The organism is Streptomyces sp. NPDC055189, from assembly GCF_053606765.1.
The window spans coordinates 23,773-42,120 of the sequence record NZ_JBSGSG010000017.1; the positions used below are offsets into that span (position 1 = coordinate 23,773).

Consider the following 18,348-nt stretch of genomic DNA (forward strand, 5'->3'; position numbering starts at 1 on the left):
CTCCCGCATGGGGAGAGGGCTCGCGGCCAGGGGGGATACCGGTGAGCGTCGCCGGGCGTCAGTCGTGTTTGCAGATGCGGTCCAGGAGATTGGCCGTGGCGCGTTGGACGCGGGTGTCCACATGGCCGGGGCGGTCGAGCGCCGGTGACCAGGCGAAGGTGCCGGAGGCGAAGACCAGGGCGCCGGAGGGGGCGCGGTAGAGGGACGACTCCTGGTGGCGCTTCACGCCGTCGGAGTCCTCGTACGGAGAGTGGGCGAGGAGGATGCGGCTCTGGTGCTCCGGGAGCGCGGTGCGCGGGAAATAGCGGTCGGCCTCGCCCGCGACCAGGCCGTCGATCTCGTCCCCTTCGTGGGCGCCGGTCGCGTCCCACAGCCAGTGGTCGGCGTTGCGCACGACGAGGGGGGCGGGGTCGGGGACCCGGCCCGCGTACTGGATGCCGAGAAGCTGCTGTTCGGCCTTGTCCTGCTCCCGCCAGAGGGCCGGTTTGCCGGGGCCGTGGCGCTTGCGGCAGGTGAGCAGGCGGTCCGCCACGCCGGACGGGGAGGGGCCCAACTCCACCTGCCAGTACATGGTGTTGGCGGAGAGGAAGACGAGGGATGTGCCGTGCTCGCGGGCCTGCTCCGTGGTGCGGCGCATGTTCGACGACCAGTACTCGTCGTGGCCCGGGAAGACCAGGCCTCGGTAGCGGGTCGGATCGATGCGGCCGGCGTGCAGGTCACGGGTGTCGGCGTACGCGAGGTCGTAGCCGTACCGCTCGGCCCAGCGGATGAAGTCGTAGGCGTGGCCGACATGCAGGGGCAGGCCCGCGCCCGCGTACGGACGGTCGAAGGAGACCGTGTGCGCGGCCTCGCCCTCGCCCAGGAGGCGGCCCTTCTCGTCCCACGCGTGGTAGAGGCTGGCGCCCGTGCGGCCGTCCTCGGGGTAGAGGTTGTAGGCCTGCCACGTGATGTCGGGCAGGAGCAGGAGCAGGTCGGCCCGGTGGTCGTCGCGGACCGTGAACGGGACGTGCGAGCGGTAGCCGTCGACCGTGGTGAGGACCGCCACGTACGCCCCGACGCTCCAGTAGCTCGGGATCTGCAGCCGCCAGGAGAGCCACCAGTGGTGGCAGGAGACCGTGCGGTCGGCGGTGAGCGGGGCCGGCTGGACGAGGCCGGAGAGGCGGGGGCTGGTGCTGATCTTGCTGGCGCCGTCGCCGCCGTAGTGCCCGATGCGGTAGATGTCGACGTAGAACTGCTGGGGCGGGTCCACCGTCACGTGGAAGTCGATCGCCTCGCCGGGGGCCGCGGCGCCGGTGGAGGCGAAGCCCTTGATCTGGCCGTGCACGTCATCGGCGGTGCGGGGGCCGTTCGTACGGACGGGCTTGCGGGGCGCGGGGATGTCCTGCGCGCCGGGGGACGCGGCCGGATCCACGTACCAGGGAACGACCTGGCCCGTGTCGTCGAAGTAGTGCTCGGCGCCTCGGAGCCAGGGCAGGGGCCCCTGCCCGAAGGGGTCGGTCACGGCGTGCGCCAGGGCGCCCGATTCCCACCTGCGGATCTGCTCCGACCCCATATGTGTACCCCTCCCTCACTGCTCCCCCGAGATTGCTCAGTGGTGGTGCTTTGTCCTGGTGTGGCGGTGGCGTCGCCCTCACATGGCGGCGCCGCCGACGGGTCCCCCGTATGGCGGACGATCCCAGCACATCACATTACGCACGCACTCCGTCACCGTTCGTCGCTAATCGACGAGAACGGAAGGAAGCGTTCCGCGGGCCGCGCGCTGGTTGGGGCGGGGGCGGGGGCAACTCGGGGTGTAAGTGGGGTGGATGGGGCCGGCGGGGGTTTCCCGGCTCGGACCGGTCAGACCAGGCGGACCGGCTTTTCCGGGCGGACGCCCAGGCGGGCCAGCCAGCCGCGCAGGGGGATGGGGTCGCCGTCCTCCACGAGGCTCAGGACGTGCGGTGTGAGGTCCTTCGCGCGCTCTCCGTCGATCAGGAGGGACGGGCCGTCCAGCCAGTCGAGGCCGGGGGCGGCGCCCGCCGTGTCCACGGCCGCGCAGCAGACGAGCGCCGTGACGTGGTCGGCGAGCAACTCCCGTCCCGTGCGCGGCGGCTGCAGCGGGAACAGCGGCAGCAGGCCGTCGTCCCAGAGGGCGTCGTCCGGGCCCTGTCCCGTGGGCGCGGGGCGGGGCGGGGCTGCGGCTTCCTCGCGGGCGAGCTCCGCGGTCAGGCCCGCGGCGAGGCGTCCGCCGGGGCCGTCCGTGGGCTCATCGGGATCCTCGGATTCCTCGGATTCCGCGAGGATGGCTTCGAGTTCGGCTTCGGGGTGGGCGGTCCCGGCTTCGACTTCGGCCTGGGCTTCGGTGAGGTCCGGCCGGGCGGGGCCGGGGTTCTCCGCCGTCAGGTGGTCCAGTACGCGACCAAGCGTCGGCCCCTCGGAGGCCGGCGTCCCCGAGCCGGCACTGTGGCTGACGCCCAGGGAGTCCAGTACGCGGTGGAGGCGGGCGGCGTCCATGCGCCACTTCCGGTCGACGACCTCGTCCGGATACTCCTGCCACGCCACCGGCGCCCAGTCCGGCGTCTGCTCGGCGGGACCGCCGTGGAAGAGCCGGGCCGCGAGCAGTGAGGCCGCCTCGTCCACCGAACCCGGCTCCTCCAGGAGGTCACAGGCGGGGCGCTCGCCAAGACGGGAGGTGAACCCCTCGGCGAGCCGGTCCCTGCGGGAGAGCTCGGTGAGGGCGGAGACGACACCCGCGTCGAGGCGCGACGGCCAGCGGCCCATCCGCCACGCGGGAAGCGCGACCTTGGTCAGGAGCCGGTCCCATCCGGCATACGCCAGGCCCACCTGCTCCTGGGCGACGATCCGCACGCCGTAATCCACGGCCTGGGCGCGCTCGGCGGCGGCCGCCGCCACCCCGCGCTCCATCTCACCGGCATGCCCCCGGCAGCTGCGCAGCAGCAGCCGCGTCACCCAGCCGACACCGCCGAGCACCGTGCGCACGAGCGGACCGCGCCCCGGTGCGGCGCTGACCGCGACCGCCGCGTCGAGCCCGCGGATGAAACGCCGGGCCGCGGCTATGTCGGGATGCGCCGAGGGGCCCGTGCCCGCAACGACAGGGGCGAGCACCGCACGCAGCTCGCCGACCCGCATCCACCACAGGAACGGCGAGCCGATGACCAGCACCGGAGCGACGGGCGGCTGGCGGCGGGGGCCGGGGCGTCCGTCCCGTACGCCATTGCCCCCGTCCTTCGCCGCTGCCGGGCCGGAGGTCTCCGCGGGCGGGCCGTGCGCCGGGTGGGTGCGGTCCTCCAGCCAGCTGTCGCAGTCCGGGGTGAGCGCTATCGCCGACGGCGCCGGTACGTCGAGGCGGTCGGCGAGGTCCCGCACCAGGCGGTACAGATCGGGGGCCGAGCTCTCGGTGATCGGGACCGTCGGGCTGAGGGCCGGCCTTGACCGGGCGACCACGAGCGCGACGGCCGCGGCGGCGAGCAGCACGAGGACGGCGACGGCGATCACGATGCCGCGCACGACACCCCAACTGCCGCCGCTCATATGGCCCGTGGCCCCGCCCGCGATCAGCACGACGGCGACGGCCGCTGGCAGCAGTGCGACGGCAAGGGCCCTGCTGCGGATGCGCAGCACGGCGAGCGCCTGGGAACGTGCGGACTGCACGCCCACTTCCACACCCGTACCTGACACGACCGATGTCACCCCCTGCTGCCCGTGCCGCCTGCTGCCCGGCCATGGGCCGGGACGGAGGGCGGACGGCAGCCGCCGATGGATTTGCTCACTCCCCCACTGTGGCACCCGCCACCGACATCGCAATGCCGGTGGTCTGTTTGGCTCTGGGCACCTGAACCGCTTGCGCCGCACCCTAGTTGGGGTGCCGGGCATCGTCAGCCGGATGGGCCAGCGGTCACTCGATCGAATGGCTTTGGGCAGAGGTGGAGGAGGGCGGCAAGGCGGTGGCGAGACGGTGGCGAGACGCGCAGGCCCCGGATCCGGGGTCGGATCCGGGGCCTGTCAGCCTTCGGCGGGCAGCGCGCGTGAGGCGCGCCAGGCGCGTGAGGCGCGCCAGGCGCGTGAGGCGCGCCAGGCGCGTGAGGCGCGCCAGGCGCGTGAGGCGCGCCAGGCGCGTGAGGCGGCCTCGTTTACGCCTCAGCCGCCTTCGCCGCCGCGTCCGCCGCGTCCGCCGCCGCCTTCGCCGCGATGTCCGTGCGGTGCTGGGAGCCGTCCAGGCGGATGCGGGACAGCGCCGCGTACGCGCGCTCGCGCGCCGCGGTCAGATCCGTGCCGGTCGCCGTCACGGAGAGCACACGGCCGCCCGCGCTGACCACGGCGTCGCCGTCACTCTTCGTCCCGGCGTGCAGGACGTACGCGTCCGGGGCATCCTGTGCCGCGACGTCGCCGAGCCCCTCGATGGGGTCGCCGGTGCGCGGTGTCTCCGGGTAGTTGTGCGAGGCGATGACCACGGTCACCGCGGCGTCGTCGCTCCAGCGCAGCGGCGGGAGGTCGATGAGCGTGCCGTTCGCGGCGGCCAGCAGGACTCCGGCGAGCGGGGTCTTCAGGCGGGCGAGGACGACCTGCGTCTCGGGGTCGCCGAAGCGGGCGTTGAACTCGATGACACGGACGCCGCGGCTGGTGATGGCCAGGCCCGCGTACAGCAGCCCCGAGAACGGGGTGCCGCGTCGCCGCAGCTCGTCGACGGTGGGCTGGAGCACGCTCTCCATGACCTCGTCGACCAGCTTCGGGTCGGCCCACGGAAGGGGCGAGTACGCGCCCATGCCGCCGGTGTTCGGCCCTTCGTCCCCGTCGAGCGCGCGCTTGAAGTCCTGCGCGGGCTGGAGCGGGACGACGGTGACGCCGTCCGTGATGGCGAAGAGGGAGACCTCGGGGCCGTCGAGGAACTCCTCGATGACCACGCGGTCGCAGGCCAGGGCGTGGGCGCGGGCGGCCTCGATGTCGTCGGTCACGACGACGCCCTTGCCGGCGGCGAGGCCGTCGTCCTTGACGACGTACGGCGCTCCGAAGGCGTCGAGGGCCTTGTCGATCTCTTCCGCGGTCGTGCAGACGTAGGAGCGGGCGGTGGGCACCTGGGCGCCCGCCATCACGTCCTTGGCGAAGGCCTTGGAGCCCTCCAGCTGGGCGGCCTCTTCCGAGGGCCCGAAGCAGGGGATGCCGGCTTCGCGTACGGCGTCGGCGACTCCGGCGACCAGGGGCGCCTCCGGGCCCACGATCACCAGTCCTGCGCCGAGGGTGGTGGCGAGGGCGGCCACCGCGCTGCCGTCGAGGGCGTCGACCGGGTGCAGCTCGGCCACGTCCGCGATGCCGGCGTTGCCGGGGGCGCAGTACAGGGCGGAGACGTCGGGGTCGAGGGACAGAGAGCGGCACAGGGCGTGTTCGCGGGCACCACTGCCGATGACGAGGACCTTCACGGGCGTCAGCCTAGCTGGCGCGGGCCAGTGCGTTCGTACAGGAGCCCCAGCTCCAGCGCCCTCGCCGCTTGTACGTTCCTCCAGCCTCGGCCGCTTGACCCGCACTCCTCGGCTGCGCGCATCCGCTTCCACACTGGGCCCGCACCAGGGGCGCCCGGCTCGCGCCCCGCGCGATGGTTGCCGCGCCTTCGTCTGCGGGACGACTCCACACTGGCCCGCCGCTCCGCGGCGGATCTTTCCCGCCCACCCACCCGATTGCCCCGTGTTGGTGCTGCGGGGTGAACGGGTGGGTGGGCGGGGAGCATCCGCCGCGAAGCGGCGGGCCAGAGCGGGCACGACCCGCAGACGGCGACGCGACCGGGGCGGGGCGGAGCGGCTCCGCCCTGGCCCGGCGGTCAGGGTTCGTTGTTGTATTCCTCGACGATCGTCGCGCCCAGTTCACGGACGATCAGGTCGTGGCCGGACAGGGCCGACTCGACGAGGTCGGGGTCGTCGTCCGCCGGGATGTCGTCCTCCGCGGAGACATGCTCCGGGGCGCGGCGTTCCGGAGCGGGCGCGGGAGCCGGGGCCGGCGCCCTGTTCGCGGCGGGCGGCGGGGTCGGCTGCGACTGCTGCTGCGGGGCCGGGCGCGAGGGAGCCTGTGCGCCGCCCCCGAAGTTGCCGGCGGCGGGCGGCGGCGCCGAGCCGCCCGAGGGGTCGACGATCGCCTCGACCTTCCACTGCACCCCGAACTGCTCCGACAACGCCTGCCGCAGCACGTCCTCGCTGCCGCTGCTCGCGAAGTTGTCCCGCGCTCCCGCGTTGACGAAGCCGATCTGCAGTGTCGTCCCGTCGAAGCCCGCCACCTGGGCGTTCTGGCTCAGCAGGATCCAGGTGAAGCGGCGGCGGCCCTTCACGGCGTCGAGGATGTTCGGCCACAACGTACGCGGATCGGGTCCGCCCACCGGAGCCGCCTGGGCCGGGGCAGCGGCCGGAGCCGGAGCCGGAGACGGTGCCGGGGATGCCGCCGGAGCGGGCGCCGCCTGCGCGGGCTGCTGCGGGGCGGAGGCACCGCCACCCGCTGCCGCGGCCGTGGGCCAGCCGCCGGGGCGCGGGGCCGCAGCCTCCGGAGGCGGGGTGGCAGCGGCAGGGGCAGGGGCCTTCGCCGGGCCGCTGCCCGGCGCCGAAGCCGTGGGCCACCCACCGGGACGCCGCTCACCGGACGGCGACAGCGCGGCAGCCGGGGCCGGGGTCGGAGACGGAGCGGGAGCCGGAGCAGCCTGCGCCGGTGGTGCCGCCTCCACAGGCGGAGCAGCCTGCGGGGCGGCCTGCGGAACAGCCGGAGAAGCGGGCTCCTGAGAGGCCGGAGCAGCCCCCTGCCCCCCGCCCCGCACAGCCGCCCGCGCCGCTGCGGCCCCGCCGCCCGGCGCGACCTGCGGCTCGGCAGGACCCGGCGGCGGTACGGCCGCCCCGGGCTGCCGCGCACCCGCATGAGCCTCGGGGCCCGGCGCGTACGCCATCGCGGGGCCGCCGCCCTGGCCGCCCGCCATGAAGTTCCCGCCACGCTCCAGCCGGTCGAGGCGGGCCATGAGCGAGCGCTCGTCGTCGTACGCCGCCGGAAGCAGCACGCGCGCGCAGATCAGCTCCAGCTGCAGCCGGGGCGAAGTCGCGCCCCGCATCTCCATGAGGCCTTCGTTCACGAGGTCGGCCGCGCGGCTGAGCTCGGCGCCGCCGAAGACGCCCGCCTGCGCCTGCATCCGCTCCACGACGTCCGACGGGGCGTCGATGAGCCCCTTCTCGGCCGCGTCCGGAACCGCCGCAAGGATCACCAGATCCCGCAGCCGCTCAAGGAGGTCGGCGACGAAGCGCCGCGGGTCGTTCCCACCCTCGATGACGCTGTCCACGATCTCGAAGGCAGCCGCCCCGTCCCCCGACGCGAAGGCCTCCACCACGGAGTCGAGCAGCGACCCGTCCGTGTAACCCAGAAGGGACGTCGCCATGGCATACGTCACACCGTCCGTCGCCGCGGAGGCGAGGAGCTGGTCCATGACGGACATGGAGTCACGCACGGACCCGGCGCCGGCCCGCACGACCAGCGGGAACACACCCTCCTCGACGGTCATCTGCTCCCGGCCGCACACGTCGGCCAGATACTGCCGAAGCGTCCCGGGCGGCACGAGGCGGAAGGGATAGTGGTGCGTACGCGAGCGGATCGTCCCGATGACCTTCTCGGGCTCCGTCGTCGCGAAGATGAACTTGAGGTGCTCCGGCGGCTCCTCGACCACCTTCAGGAGGGCGTTGAAGCCCGCCGGGGTGACCATGTGGGCCTCGTCGATGATGTAGATCTTGTACCGACTGCTCGCCGGGCCGAAGAAGGCCTTCTCGCGCAGGTCACGGGCGTCGTCCACGCCACCGTGCGAAGCCGCGTCGATCTCGATGACGTCGATCGAACCGGGGCCGTTCCTCGCCAGGTCCTGGCAGGACTGGCACTCGCCGCAGGGCGTGGGAGTGGGACCTTGCTCACAGTTGAGACAGCGGGCCAGGATGCGCGCGCTGGTCGTCTTGCCGCAGCCGCGCGGACCACTGAACAGGTAGGCGTGATTGACCCGGTTGTTGCGCAGCGCCTGCTGCAACGGGTCGGTTACATGCTCCTGCCCGATGACCTCGGCGAACGACTCCGGGCGATAGCGGCGGTACAACGCGAGAGACGACACGCATACGAGGTTAATGGCGACCACTGACAACCTGGACCGCCCCAACGCAAAGCGCCCCCCACGCACCCGCCAGAGCCAACCTACCCTTGCTGCCTTCCGGCCCTGGGGGAGTTCAGTCAGATAGCGCCACGTGAGGGGCTGAGCCCCACCCTAGCCGATCCCGGGGGCCGGAAGCGACGCCGGACCCGACCTCGATCCCCGCCCCCGGAAGAGCGAAGGACGATCTTGGCGTCCGCAGCGGATCGTGTTCGCGAGCACTCCCCAACGTCTTGTATTGTTTGCGGCGGAGGATTCGCCTAGTGGCCTAGGGCGCACGCTTGGAAAGCGTGTTGGGGGCAACCCCTCACGAGTTCGAATCTCGTATCCTCCGCCATTGCTCTCACCGGGCAATACGACGAAGGCCCCCGCTGCTCGCAGCGGGGGCCTTCGTCGTTGGTGCGCGGACGGCACCGGCTCCTATCCTCGCCGGGTGAGTACCACCAGTCGCACCCGCCACTTCCGGAACACGGTCAGCAACTGGGCGCTCCTGCCCTCCGGCGACGGCGGTATGGCACAGAGACTCCGGACTCCGCCCGTACCGAGCTCGCCCGGCCTTTCGCCGCGCGCCGCGGACGTGATCCTCGTGGTTGTCGCGCTGGTGCCCGCGCTGATCAGCAATATCCAGAACCCCTACATAGGCCCGGCCGCCCAGTGGGTGAACCTGCTGCTCGCCGCGGTGAGCCCGCTGCCGCTGCTCGTGCGGCGCCGGGCCCCCGAACTCGTACTCGCCGCCGGGCTGCTCGCCAAGGTCCTCCAGATCTCGCCCTTCGTGACGCCCCTCGCCTACTACGCGGTGGGCGCCTACCGCGGGCCGCACAGCCGCCGGGCCGCCTGGGCCTCCGCGGGTATCGGCCTCGTGGTGCTCGCGCCCCGGGACGCGGCGGCGTGGACCAGCTTCCGGACGCTGGTGCTCTGGTTCTCGGTGAACTTCGTCCTCTCCTGCCTGGTACCGCTGCTCCTCGGGCTCTACATGGGCCAGCGGCGGGCCGTCGTCGCCGGTCTCGTCGAACGGGCGGAGCGCGCCGAGCGGGAACAGCGGCTCGTCGCCGAAGCAGCGCGGGAGGAGGAGCGCCGGCGTATCGCGGGCGAGATGCACGACGTGGTCTCCCACCAGGTCAGCCTGATCGTCGTGCACGCCAACGCGCTCAGTGCCGTCGCCCACGACCCGCAGGTGACGGGCGAGACCGCGGAGATCATCCGGACCGCCGGGCGGCGGGCGCTCACCGAGCTCCGCGAGATGCTGGGGCTGCTCAGGAACAGCCCGGACGCCGGGGCCGACGCCGCGGAGGAGGAGTCGGACGGTGCGTCGGGCGAGCAGCGGCCCGTGCCCGGCACGACCGTCGACAGGATCACCGAGCTTGCCGACGGCTCCCGGGCCGCCGGGCTGCCCGTCACCGTGCTCGTCGAGGGCGAGCCGCAGCCGCTGGCGGAGCCGGTCGAGCGTGCCGCGCACCGCGTCGTACAGGAGGCTCTGACCAACGTGCACAAGCATGCGCCCGGTGCCACGACGCGGATTCATCTCGCGTTCGACCCGCGAACCGTGCGGGTGCGGATCGTCAACGGCCCGTCCGAGGGGCCCGCGGAAGCGGCTGCCGACGGTGCGCCGCTGCTGCCCAGCGGTGGACACGGGCTCATCGGTCTGACGGAGCGGGTCCGCCTGGCCGGAGGCACCATCGAGTCCGGGCCCACCGGTGACGGCGGCTTCCGGATCGATGCCGCGCTGCCCATCGCCGTTAAGCCTTTCCCGCCGCGTCGTACGCCGTCAGCGCCGCCCGCAGCGTGAGCAGGTCCGTGTGGGCGGTGAGGTCCAGGCCCGTCAGGGCGGCGATGCGGCGCAGCCGGTAGTCGACCGTGTTGGGGTGTACGTGCAGGCGGGAGGCTGTTTCGCGGCGGTCCAGGTTCGACGCGAAGTACGTGCGCAGCGTGGCCGGCAGGTCCGGCCCCTCCGCCAACGGGGAGAGCAGCGCGGCCAGGTGGGCGCGGGCGGGGCTCGCTCGGGTGAGCTGGTAGTCGAGGAGCAGCGACGTCAGGGGGTAGACGCCCGGCGGCCGTCCCGTGCCCGTCGCCGTGTCGCGCAGCTCGGTGGCCAGGCGGACCGCCTGCGGGACGTCGGCAGGCGTGCTCGCGGCGACGCCCGCGGTCAGGGGCACTCCGCTGACGGTGATGAGGGATGCCGTCAGCCGCTCCAGGCGGGCCCGCTCGGCGTCCGGCGCCCGGTCCGGTGCCGTGTCGGACGGGATGAGCGCGAGGCCCTCGTCGGCGGACAGGCGGGAGAGGACGGGGTGGCCGAGGGCGCGGTCGAGTTCCGTACGCAGGCGTCTGATCTTGCGCCGGGATGCCACGGTGGCGTCGACGTCCTCGCGGTCCTCGTCGGGGTGGCGGCCGATGGTGAAGGCGAGCGCCAGATAGCAGGGCGGGAGGCGTATCCCCAGGTGCGCGGAGTCCAGTTGCGCTCCTGCGCCGTCGAGTTGAGCGCCTCCGCCGCCCAGTTGCGCGCCTCCGCCGTCGAGCAGGGCGGACAGGACGGTGTGCCGGGCCGCGTCGCGTTCGCCGATCAGTGACTGGCTCTCCTCCACGTATCCCGCGGTGACGGCGGCCGTGATCTCGCGCAGGCAATCGAGCAGGAGCCGGTGGGCCTCGATCAGTTCGTACGGTTCGGCCGTCGCCGTCACCTCCTCGACGCAGATGCGGGCCCCGTAGTGATAGGCGCTGACGACGGCCTCCACGGGGAGGCGTTCCTCCGCTCGCCGGGCCGCCGAGACGCGCACCTTCTCCAGGAACTCCGGGGGCGGCATGCGTTCCGTGCGCAGCACTTCGGCAAAGGCGCGGATGGTCATGCCGACGATGGTCCGTACGTCGCCGTGCAGTTCCTCGGCGGGCAGCCGTCCGTAGACCGGCAGGTCGTCCGCGATGCGCCGGGTGACCCTCGCGGCGAGGCCCGGTACGTCGGCGATGAGGAAGCGGCCCACGCTTTTGTCACCGGTCACAACTGACCCCTCGGAAAGTCTGGTCGCGCGCCCACAACACAGGGGCCGGGATGGCCCGGATCATAAGGGCGTCCGTTACCGCCGGTACACCCCCGCGCTTCCCCGCACCCCACCCAGGAGAGCCCGTGCGCCCCACACGCGCCCGCACCACCACCGCAGTCATGGCCGCCGCCCTGTCCGCCTGCGTCGCCTTCGGAGCAACTCCGGCCGGCGCCGCGCCCTCGAAGACCACCGCACCCTCGAAGGCCGACGAGCCACTCGAATACGTCGCCATCGGTGACTCGTTCGCCGCCGGGCCCCTCATCCCCGACCAGAACCAGCTGTCCTGTCTGCGCTCCGCCCGCAACTACCCGGCCGTCGCCGCCGAGGCGCTCGGCGCGCGGCTCACCGACGTCAGCTGCTCGGGCGCGAAGGTGAGCGACTTCTCCGGCCGCCAGTTCGGCCTGCTCCCGCCCCAGTACGAGGCGCTCAAGCCGAGCACCGACCTGGTGACCGTGACCATCGGCGGCAACGACGTCAGCCTCGTCGCGACGGCCCTCGGCTGCGTCAATCTCCTGCCGAAGCCCACGGGCATCTCCTGTGCCGACACCGCCGCGAGCAAGGGCGACCCCACCGCGAAGGCCATCGACGCCTGGAGCGCCACCTTCGGCAAGGCGCTCGACGAGGTGCACCGCCGGGCACCGAACGCGCGGATCGTCGTGGCGGGGTACGCCACCTACATCCGCGAGGACGGCTGCTGGCCCACCCAGCCCATCTGGGACAAGGACGGCAACTACCTCCAGGCGCGCGTGAACCAGCTCAACGGCGTGCTCGCGCGGCAGAGCAGGGCCCACCACGCCACCTACGTCGACACCGCAGCCGTCAGCGCCGGTCACGACACCTGCGCCGCACCGTCCGAGCGCTACATCGAGGGTCTGGTGCCCACCAGCGTCGCGGCGCCGCTGCACCCCAACGCGCGGGGTATGGCCGCCTTCGGGGCGGCCGTCGCCCGGGCGGCCCGCCGTTAGTCGTACGTAACGATTCCAGGGCGTAGTTAAGCTGGACTGCATGCTTGATACGCGGCGCATGCAAGTCCTCCGGGCGGTGGTCACCAGCGGCTCCGTGACCGCCGCCGCGCGGAACCTCGGGTACACGCCCTCCGCGGTGAGCCAGCAGATGGCGGCCCTGGAGAAAGAGGCGGGCATCGCGCTCCTCGAGCGCACCGGGCGCGGGGTGCGGCCGACGGACGCCGGGCGGCTGCTCACCGAGTACGCGGTCACGATCGGCAGGCAGCTCGCCGAGGCGGAGACCGCGCTCGCCGGGCTGCGGGCCGGGCGGACGGGCCGGGTCTCGATGCGGTACTTCACCACGTCCGGGGCGAGGCTCGTCGCCCCGGCGCTCGCCGCGCTGCGGCGCGCACAGCCCGGCGTACAGGTCGAGTTGAAGCTTGCCGACCCCGACGATCCGCTGCCGCAGGTACGGGACCGGCAGGCGGATCTCGCGCTCGTGGTCAGGCCGCAGGGCCAACTGGGCGTGGACGGCGTCCGCTTCGAGCACCTCCTGGACGACCGGTACCACGCGGTGCTTCCCGCGGGGCATCCGCTCGCGGCCAGGCGGCTGCTCGACATGACGGACCTGGCCGACGAGCCGTGGGTGGCCAGCGAGTCGCCCGGCCCCTGTCTTGACCCCATCCTGGAGGCGTGCGGCGCCGCCGGTTTCAGCCCGGACTTCGTGGTGGAGAGCGGGGACTACGCCACGGCGCAGGGGTTCGTCGCCGCGGGCCTCGGCGTCAGTCTCGTACCGGAACTCGGCCTCGACGCGCCGCACTCCGGCGTCGTCGTCCGTGAGGTCCGCAACCCGGTGCCGGTCCGGTCGGTCTACGCGGCGGTGCGGGGTCCCGCGCCCGACCGCCCGGCGGTGCGGGGTCTGCTCGACGCGCTGCGGGACGCGGCGGCTCAGACCGGCGCGACCGGTTCCGGCCCCGACTCGGGCTCCGGAGCCGCGTAACACCGCACGGTGACCGTCTGGAGCGGGCTCCAGTGCTGCTCGCCCGTGCCGAGGAACCGCCAGCCCGTACGTTCGTAGAGCGCGGTCGCCGAAGTGTCGGACTCGACGACGTCCAGGACCGGCTGCAGCCCAAGGTCCCCGGCCTCGGCCGCGACCCGCGCGAGGAGCCGCGCCCCGAGCCCGTGCCCGCGGGCGCCCGGCGCGACGAACAGGCGGCTGACCACGGCGGTCCCGTCGACCGGCACGCCCTCGCGCCTGCTCCACAGCACGGGCGCCACATCGTCCGCGCCGCTGCGGCAGAGCGCCACGTGCCCGGTCACCCGCCCGTCGAGTTCGGCGACCCATACGCCGACGAGCGATCCCCCGGTCAGCCAACCGGCGGGATCATCGGGCCAGTTGGTGGGATAGCCGTCGGCCTCGTGCACTTGGGCGAGCGCTTCCACGCAGGCGGGAAGGTCGGGGTCGGTGCGGGGGCGTACGCGGACGGCCGTGGCTTGACTCATCCCTCCATCCTCCCCCGCACGCAGAGGCCTTTCCCGCGCTCCTGACGCTATGGTCAGGTTTCAGACAGAGCCTGCATGACATGGGGGAGGCGGCCGCCAATGGCGCCGGATGAGGCTGTGATCGGCTGTACCGGTGAACTCGTCATCGGTACGCGCGGATCCGCGGGGCCCGGAGAGGTCCTGGTGCGGATCCGAGGGGGTTCCGAGACATTTCTCGCCTGGTCCGACGAGCCGCTGCCGTACGGCGCCGCCGTGCTCGTGATCGAGTCGCGCGGCAGCCGTCAGGTCGATGTCATCAAGTGGGCGGACCCGTTGGACGCGTTGGCCGGCGACGCTGCCGGCGACGCCGGTTGAGGAGTCGATCGATGTTCGGTTACCGCGTTCCCGCCCCTGACGAGGCGATGCTGATCTCCGGTGGCAGGCGAGGCCTCGGAGGCGCCCCGTTCCGCGTGGTGACGGGGCACGGCAAGTTCGTGCTGCCCGTCTTCCGCAAGACCCGCTTCCTCACGCTGTCCATGTGCGAGGCGGAAGTCGTCGAGCACTGCGTGACCCGGCAGGGCATCGCCCTGAAGGTGCGGGCCGTGATCGCCTTCAAGGTCGGCAACGACACGGAGAGCATCGTCAACGCCGGCCAGCGCTTCCTCTCCGACCAGGACCAGATGTCCGTCCTGACCGGCCGCATCTTCGCCGGTCATCTGCGGTCCATCATCGGCTCGATGACCGTCGAGGAGATCGTCACCGAGCGCCAGAAGCTCGCCACCGAGGTCCTGGACACCTCGAAGTCCGAGATGGCGAAGATCGGCCTGCACGTGGACTCGCTGCAGATCCAGTCGATCGACGACGGCGACACGGGCTACATCGACGCCATGTCCGCCCCGCACAAGGCAGCCATCCAGCGCCAGGCGCAGATCGCCCAGGCGCAGGCGACGCAGGCCGCCGCCGAGGCCGAGCAGGAGGCGGCGCGGAACCAGGCGGAGTACGCGCGGCAGACCGCCATCGTGAAGGCCCAGTACTCCGCCGAGGTCGAGCAGGCCCAGGCCAAGGCCGCCCAGGCGGGGCCGCTCGCGGAGGCGCACGCGCAGCAGGAGGTGCTCGACGCTCGCACCGAACTGGCCGAGCGTGCGGCCCAGTTGCGCCAGCAGCAGCTGGTCGCCGAGGTGGTCAAGCCCGCCGAGGCGGACGCCGAGCGCATCCGGGTCCTCGCCCTCGCCGAGGCCGAGCGGATGAAGATCCAGGCGGAGGCGGCGGCGTCGTACGACCGTGTCGCGCTCGACCGGATGCTGATCGACCAGCTGCCGCTGATCGTGAAGGAGGCGGCGACCGGCCTCTCCGGTGCCAACGTCAACGTGCTGAACGGCGCGGACGGGCTCGGCGAGATCGCGGCCGGGCTCGTCGGGCAGGGTCTGACGATCCTGGACTCGGTACGCAACAACCTCGGTACGCCCGCGGGGCAGGGCGAGGGGAAGCCCGCGGACCTCAAGCGGTACCTGGGTGCGCCGGGCAACCGCGGGCAGGCGGACGGTGCCAGGAGCGACGGGCCCGTGGAGATCCAGTAGCCGTACGGCGGCGGGCCACTGTCGTGCGTGCGGTCTTCCTGCCGTACGCACGACCCCTGCCGTGCGCGGCCCCGCCCCGCGGGGGAAGATCGCCCCATGGACGTCACCCTGCACCTGGCACAGCAGCCGGAAGCCGACGAGCTCCTCGGCCGCAGCCCGCTGGCCGCGCTCGTCGGGATGCTGCTCGACCAGCAGGTACCGATGGAGTGGGCGTTCGCGGGCCCGCACACGATCGCGCGGCGGCTGAACGCGGACGATCTCGACGCGCACGAGATCGCGGCGTACGACCCCGAGGAGTTCGCCGCGCTGCTCTCGGCCAAACCCGCGGTGCACCGCTATCCGGCGTCGATGGCCAAGCGGATCCAGCAGCTGTGCGGGTACCTGGTGGAGCACTACGACGGTGACCCCGCCGCCCTGTGGGAGGGGGCCGCCTCCGGCAAGGATCTTTTGAAGCGCCTGGGCGACCTGCCGGGCTTCGGCAAGCAGAAGTCCCAGATCTTCCTGGCCCTGCTCGGCAAGCAGCTTGGCGTACGGCCTGCCGGTTGGCGGGAGGCCGCGGGGGCGTACGGCGAGGCCGACGCGTATCGCTCGGTCGCGGACATCACTGGGCCCGAGTCTCTTCAGCGGGTCCGCGCCCATAAGCAGCAGCTCAAAGCCGCGGCCAAGTCCGCCCCCAAGTAATTCCTGCCGGGCGCCAACACCCCGAACAAGCCTTTCCCACCCACCCACCCGTTCACCCCGCATCCATGCCTGAACGAACCCAGCGGCGACGGGGGCGGGGTCAGGGGCGAGGGCAGGGGGGGTGGGGGTGGGGGCAGAGGCAGGGGTGGAAGTGAGGGCCGGGGTGGACGCGGGGGCAGAGGCAGGGGTGGAAGTGAGGACCGGGGTGGACGCGGGGGCAGGAGTGGCGGTGGGAGGCATTCCTAGGCCAACTGGGCCAATCTCGGTGCGAGGCAACACCAAGCGGGTCCCGTCGGGGGACATGGTTTCTCATGAGCCGCGCCGCGTCGCCCCGACCCGCGTGGCTGCGAGCTGCCCTCATCCTGCTGGCGCTCCTGGGTACCGTCCTCGCCCCCGCGGCCCCCGCCGAAGCCGCCCCCGCCCCGCCCCCCGCGGCCGTATCCACCGAGCCGAGCGGCGAGGCCCATCAGGACACCGCCGACAGCGCACTCCGCGTACCCACCAAGCGCCCCGTCCCCCACGCCACCCCGGCCGTACGCCGCCCCCGCGCCGCACGCCGCAGCCGCCCCCGCCCCGCCCGTAGCCGCACGCACCTCCCCGCCCCGCGCTCCGTCGTCCTGCGCTGCTGACAGTCCCGCCCGGACTGACCGCCACCCCCCATCGAGCAGCAGCGAACCGAGGACAGACACTCATGCCCATCGACCCGTACGCGGCCCTGCACGCCCTCCTGCGCGCCGAAGCCGTGCGCAACGCGCCCAGCCCCGCTCCCGCCCCCGTCAAGGCGCAGACCGAGGACGAGGAGGACCACCACCAGGAGAAGCCCGGCCAGGCCGACCGCTGACCCCTGCCGGCGCAGACGCGGACGCCCGTCGGCCTCAGCGTCTGCGCCGGGCCGTTCCGAACACCGACCGCGAGATCTCCCGCCCGAGCTGCGTACCCAGCGACCGCGCGAGGGACTTGAAGATCCCGCTCCCGACCACCTGGTCCACCACGGAGCCCCGCGCCTCTTCCTTGCCCGCGGGCTTCTGAGCCTCCGCGGGCGCCGCAACAGCCGCTTCCGCCTCCGCCTGCCGCGCCGTCAGCTTCTCGTACGCCGACTCGCGGTCCACGGCCTCCGCGTAACGGCCGTACAGCAGCGACCCCTTCACCGCCCCGTCGAGCGCCCCGGCCTCCACCGGACCCATCAGCGACTCCGGTGCCCGCAGCCGCGTGACGGCCACCGGCGTGGGCGCGCCCTTCTCGCTCAGCACGGTGATCACCGCCTCGCCCGTACCGATCGCCGTCAGCTGCTCCGCCAGGTCGTACGCCGAATGCGGGAAGGTCCGTACGGTCGCTTTCAGCGCCTTCTCGTCGTCCGGGGTGAAGGCCCGCAGCGCGTGCTGGACCCGGTTGCCCAGCTGGGCGAGCACATCAGCCGGTACGTCCTTCGGCGTCTGCGTCACGAAGAAGACGCCGATGCCCTTCGAGCGGATGAGCCGCACGGTCTGCGTGATCGATTCCAGGAACGCCTTCGACGCCCCGCTGAAGAGCAGATGCGCCTCGTCGAAGAAGAAGACGAGCTTCGGCTTCTCCACGTCGCCCACCTCGGGCAGGTCGTTGTAGAGATCGGCGAGGAGCCACATCAGGAACGTAGAGAAGAGCTGCGGCTTGTCCTGCACGGCGGGCAGTTCGAGCACCGACACCAGGCCCCGGCCGTCCGGCGCGGCCCGCAGGAACTCGCTCGTGTCGAACTCCGGCTCCCCGAAGAAGTCCCCCATGCCCTGCGCCTCGAAGGCGGTGAGCGCCCGCAGGATGACGCCCGCGGTGACCGTGGAGAGCCCGCCGATCCCCTTGAGCTCGGGCTTTCCCTCGTCCGACGTCAGGAACGTCACCACGGCCCGCAGGTCCTTCAGGTCGACCAGTTCCAGCCCTTTTTGGTCGGCGTAATGAAAGATCAGGCCGAGCGACTGCTCCTGGGTCTGGTTGAGCTGGAGCACCTTCGAGAGCAGTACGGGACCGAAGCTCGTGATCGTGGCCCGCACCGGAATCCCGGTCCCGATCCCGCCCAGCGCGTAGAACTCACTGGGAAAGCCCGTCGCCTCCCACGTCTGCCCGACCTCACGCGCCCGCTCGGCGACCTTCTCGCCGTCCTCTCCCGGCGCCGAGATCCCGGAGACGTCCCCCTTGATGTCGGCGAGGAACACCGGCACGCCCTGCGCGGCCAACTGCTCGGCGATGAGCTGGAGGGTCTTCGTCTTGCCCGTGCCGGTCGCCCCGGCCACGAGCCCGTGCCGGTTGAGCATGGCGAGGGGGATGCGGATCTGGGCTTCGGGCAGGCACTGCCCGTCCCACAGGAGCGCGCCGAGATCGAGCGCGGGCCCGTCAAAGGCGTACCCGGAGACGATCTCCATGGCCCCCTGCGGCAGAGCCGCGCCTCCGCCACTCACTCCCACCTCACCGGAACCGTCCCCTCCGGCCGTCAGCCCCGTGCCGGACGTTGACTCGTTAGA

Annotated in this window: 15 protein-coding genes, 1 tRNA gene and 1 other RNA gene; 9 read left to right on the forward strand and 8 right to left on the reverse strand. The window is 72.8% G+C overall.

Features of this window, described 5'->3' with window-relative positions; all coding sequences use genetic code 11:
- Positions 1–58 precede the first annotated feature (58 nt).
- From ACWFR3_RS15415 to ffs, 5 genes are all read right to left on the reverse strand, one after another.
- Positions 59–1,552, reverse strand: a complete 1,494-nt coding sequence (locus ACWFR3_RS15415) for a N,N-dimethylformamidase beta subunit family domain-containing protein (RefSeq protein ID WP_453735059.1) — start codon at positions 1,550–1,552, stop codon at positions 59–61.
- A 287-nt stretch (positions 1,553–1,839) separates the two neighbouring features.
- Positions 1,840–3,678 (reverse strand): hypothetical protein, encoded by a 1,839-nt coding sequence (locus ACWFR3_RS15420; protein ID WP_453735060.1) that lies wholly within the window; start codon positions 3,676–3,678, stop codon positions 1,840–1,842.
- Between the two features lie 452 nt (positions 3,679–4,130).
- Positions 4,131–5,414, reverse strand: a complete 1,284-nt coding sequence (purD, locus tag ACWFR3_RS15425; RefSeq protein ID WP_453735061.1) for a phosphoribosylamine--glycine ligase — start codon at positions 5,412–5,414, stop codon at positions 4,131–4,133.
- 395 nt (positions 5,415–5,809) lie between these two features.
- Positions 5,810–8,107: a DNA polymerase III subunit gamma and tau gene (locus tag ACWFR3_RS15430; RefSeq protein WP_453735062.1), complete on the reverse strand. Its 2,298-nt coding sequence runs from the start codon at positions 8,105–8,107 to the stop codon at positions 5,810–5,812.
- A 44-nt stretch (positions 8,108–8,151) separates the two neighbouring features.
- An RNA gene (ffs, locus tag ACWFR3_RS15435) (signal recognition particle sRNA small type) lies at positions 8,152–8,250 on the reverse strand.
- A gap of 142 nt (positions 8,251–8,392) precedes the next feature.
- Here ffs and ACWFR3_RS15440 point away from each other — a divergent pair.
- Both ACWFR3_RS15440 and ACWFR3_RS15445 read left to right on the forward strand, forming a co-directional pair.
- Positions 8,393–8,480 (forward strand) — tRNA-Ser (locus tag ACWFR3_RS15440).
- A gap of 96 nt (positions 8,481–8,576) precedes the next feature.
- Entirely contained in the window at positions 8,577–9,929 is a 1,353-nt protein-coding gene (locus ACWFR3_RS15445; protein ID WP_453735063.1) for a sensor histidine kinase, read from the forward strand.
- Here ACWFR3_RS15445 and ACWFR3_RS15450 read toward each other — a convergent pair.
- A complete protein-coding gene (locus ACWFR3_RS15450; RefSeq protein WP_453735064.1) occupies positions 9,880–11,133 on the reverse strand; it encodes a PucR family transcriptional regulator in 1,254 nt (417 codons plus the stop codon). The genes ACWFR3_RS15445 and ACWFR3_RS15450 overlap by 50 nt on opposite strands.
- Before the next feature lie 125 nt (positions 11,134–11,258).
- Here ACWFR3_RS15450 and ACWFR3_RS15455 point away from each other — a divergent pair, with 125 nt between their 5' ends.
- Together ACWFR3_RS15455 and ACWFR3_RS15460 are read left to right on the forward strand one after the other, a co-directional pair.
- The gene (locus tag ACWFR3_RS15455) at positions 11,259–12,140 is read left to right on the forward strand and encodes an SGNH/GDSL hydrolase family protein (RefSeq protein WP_453735065.1); all 882 of its coding nucleotides are present in this window, start codon (positions 11,259–11,261) and stop codon (positions 12,138–12,140) included.
- Between the two features lie 40 nt (positions 12,141–12,180).
- Positions 12,181–13,119 carry a LysR family transcriptional regulator gene (locus tag ACWFR3_RS15460; protein ID WP_453735066.1) on the forward strand — a complete coding sequence of 313 codons (939 nt, stop codon included), beginning with the start codon at positions 12,181–12,183 and terminating at the stop codon, positions 13,117–13,119.
- On the opposite strand, the gene ACWFR3_RS15465 is transcribed toward ACWFR3_RS15460, so the two are convergent.
- A complete protein-coding gene (locus ACWFR3_RS15465; RefSeq protein ID WP_453735067.1) occupies positions 13,068–13,622 on the reverse strand; it encodes a GNAT family N-acetyltransferase in 555 nt (184 codons plus the stop codon). The genes ACWFR3_RS15460 and ACWFR3_RS15465 overlap by 52 nt on opposite strands.
- Before the next feature lie 99 nt (positions 13,623–13,721).
- On the opposite strand from ACWFR3_RS15465, the gene ACWFR3_RS15470 reads away from it, so the two are divergent.
- The 5 genes from ACWFR3_RS15470 (at position 13,722) to ACWFR3_RS15490 (ending at position 16,700) form a co-directional block, all read left to right on the forward strand.
- A complete protein-coding gene (locus ACWFR3_RS15470; RefSeq protein WP_453735068.1) occupies positions 13,722–13,976 on the forward strand; it encodes a hypothetical protein in 255 nt (84 codons plus the stop codon).
- A gap of 11 nt (positions 13,977–13,987) precedes the next feature.
- Entirely contained in the window at positions 13,988–15,178 is a 1,191-nt protein-coding gene (locus ACWFR3_RS15475) for an SPFH domain-containing protein (protein WP_453735069.1), read from the forward strand.
- 96 nt (positions 15,179–15,274) lie between these two features.
- A complete protein-coding gene (locus ACWFR3_RS15480) occupies positions 15,275–15,859 on the forward strand; it encodes an HhH-GPD-type base excision DNA repair protein (RefSeq protein WP_453735070.1) in 585 nt (194 codons plus the stop codon).
- Between the two features lie 311 nt (positions 15,860–16,170).
- Positions 16,171–16,488, forward strand: a complete 318-nt coding sequence (locus tag ACWFR3_RS15485) for a hypothetical protein (RefSeq protein ID WP_453735071.1) — start codon at positions 16,171–16,173, stop codon at positions 16,486–16,488.
- A gap of 62 nt (positions 16,489–16,550) precedes the next feature.
- Positions 16,551–16,700: a hypothetical protein gene (locus ACWFR3_RS15490; RefSeq protein ID WP_453735072.1), complete on the forward strand. Its 150-nt coding sequence runs from the start codon at positions 16,551–16,553 to the stop codon at positions 16,698–16,700.
- Positions 16,701–16,734: 34 nt separating this feature from the next.
- On the opposite strand, the gene ACWFR3_RS15495 is transcribed toward ACWFR3_RS15490, so the two are convergent.
- Positions 16,735–18,249: a helicase HerA-like domain-containing protein gene (locus ACWFR3_RS15495; RefSeq protein WP_453735073.1), complete on the reverse strand. Its 1,515-nt coding sequence runs from the start codon at positions 18,247–18,249 to the stop codon at positions 16,735–16,737.
- Between the last annotated feature and the right edge of the window lie 99 nt (positions 18,250–18,348).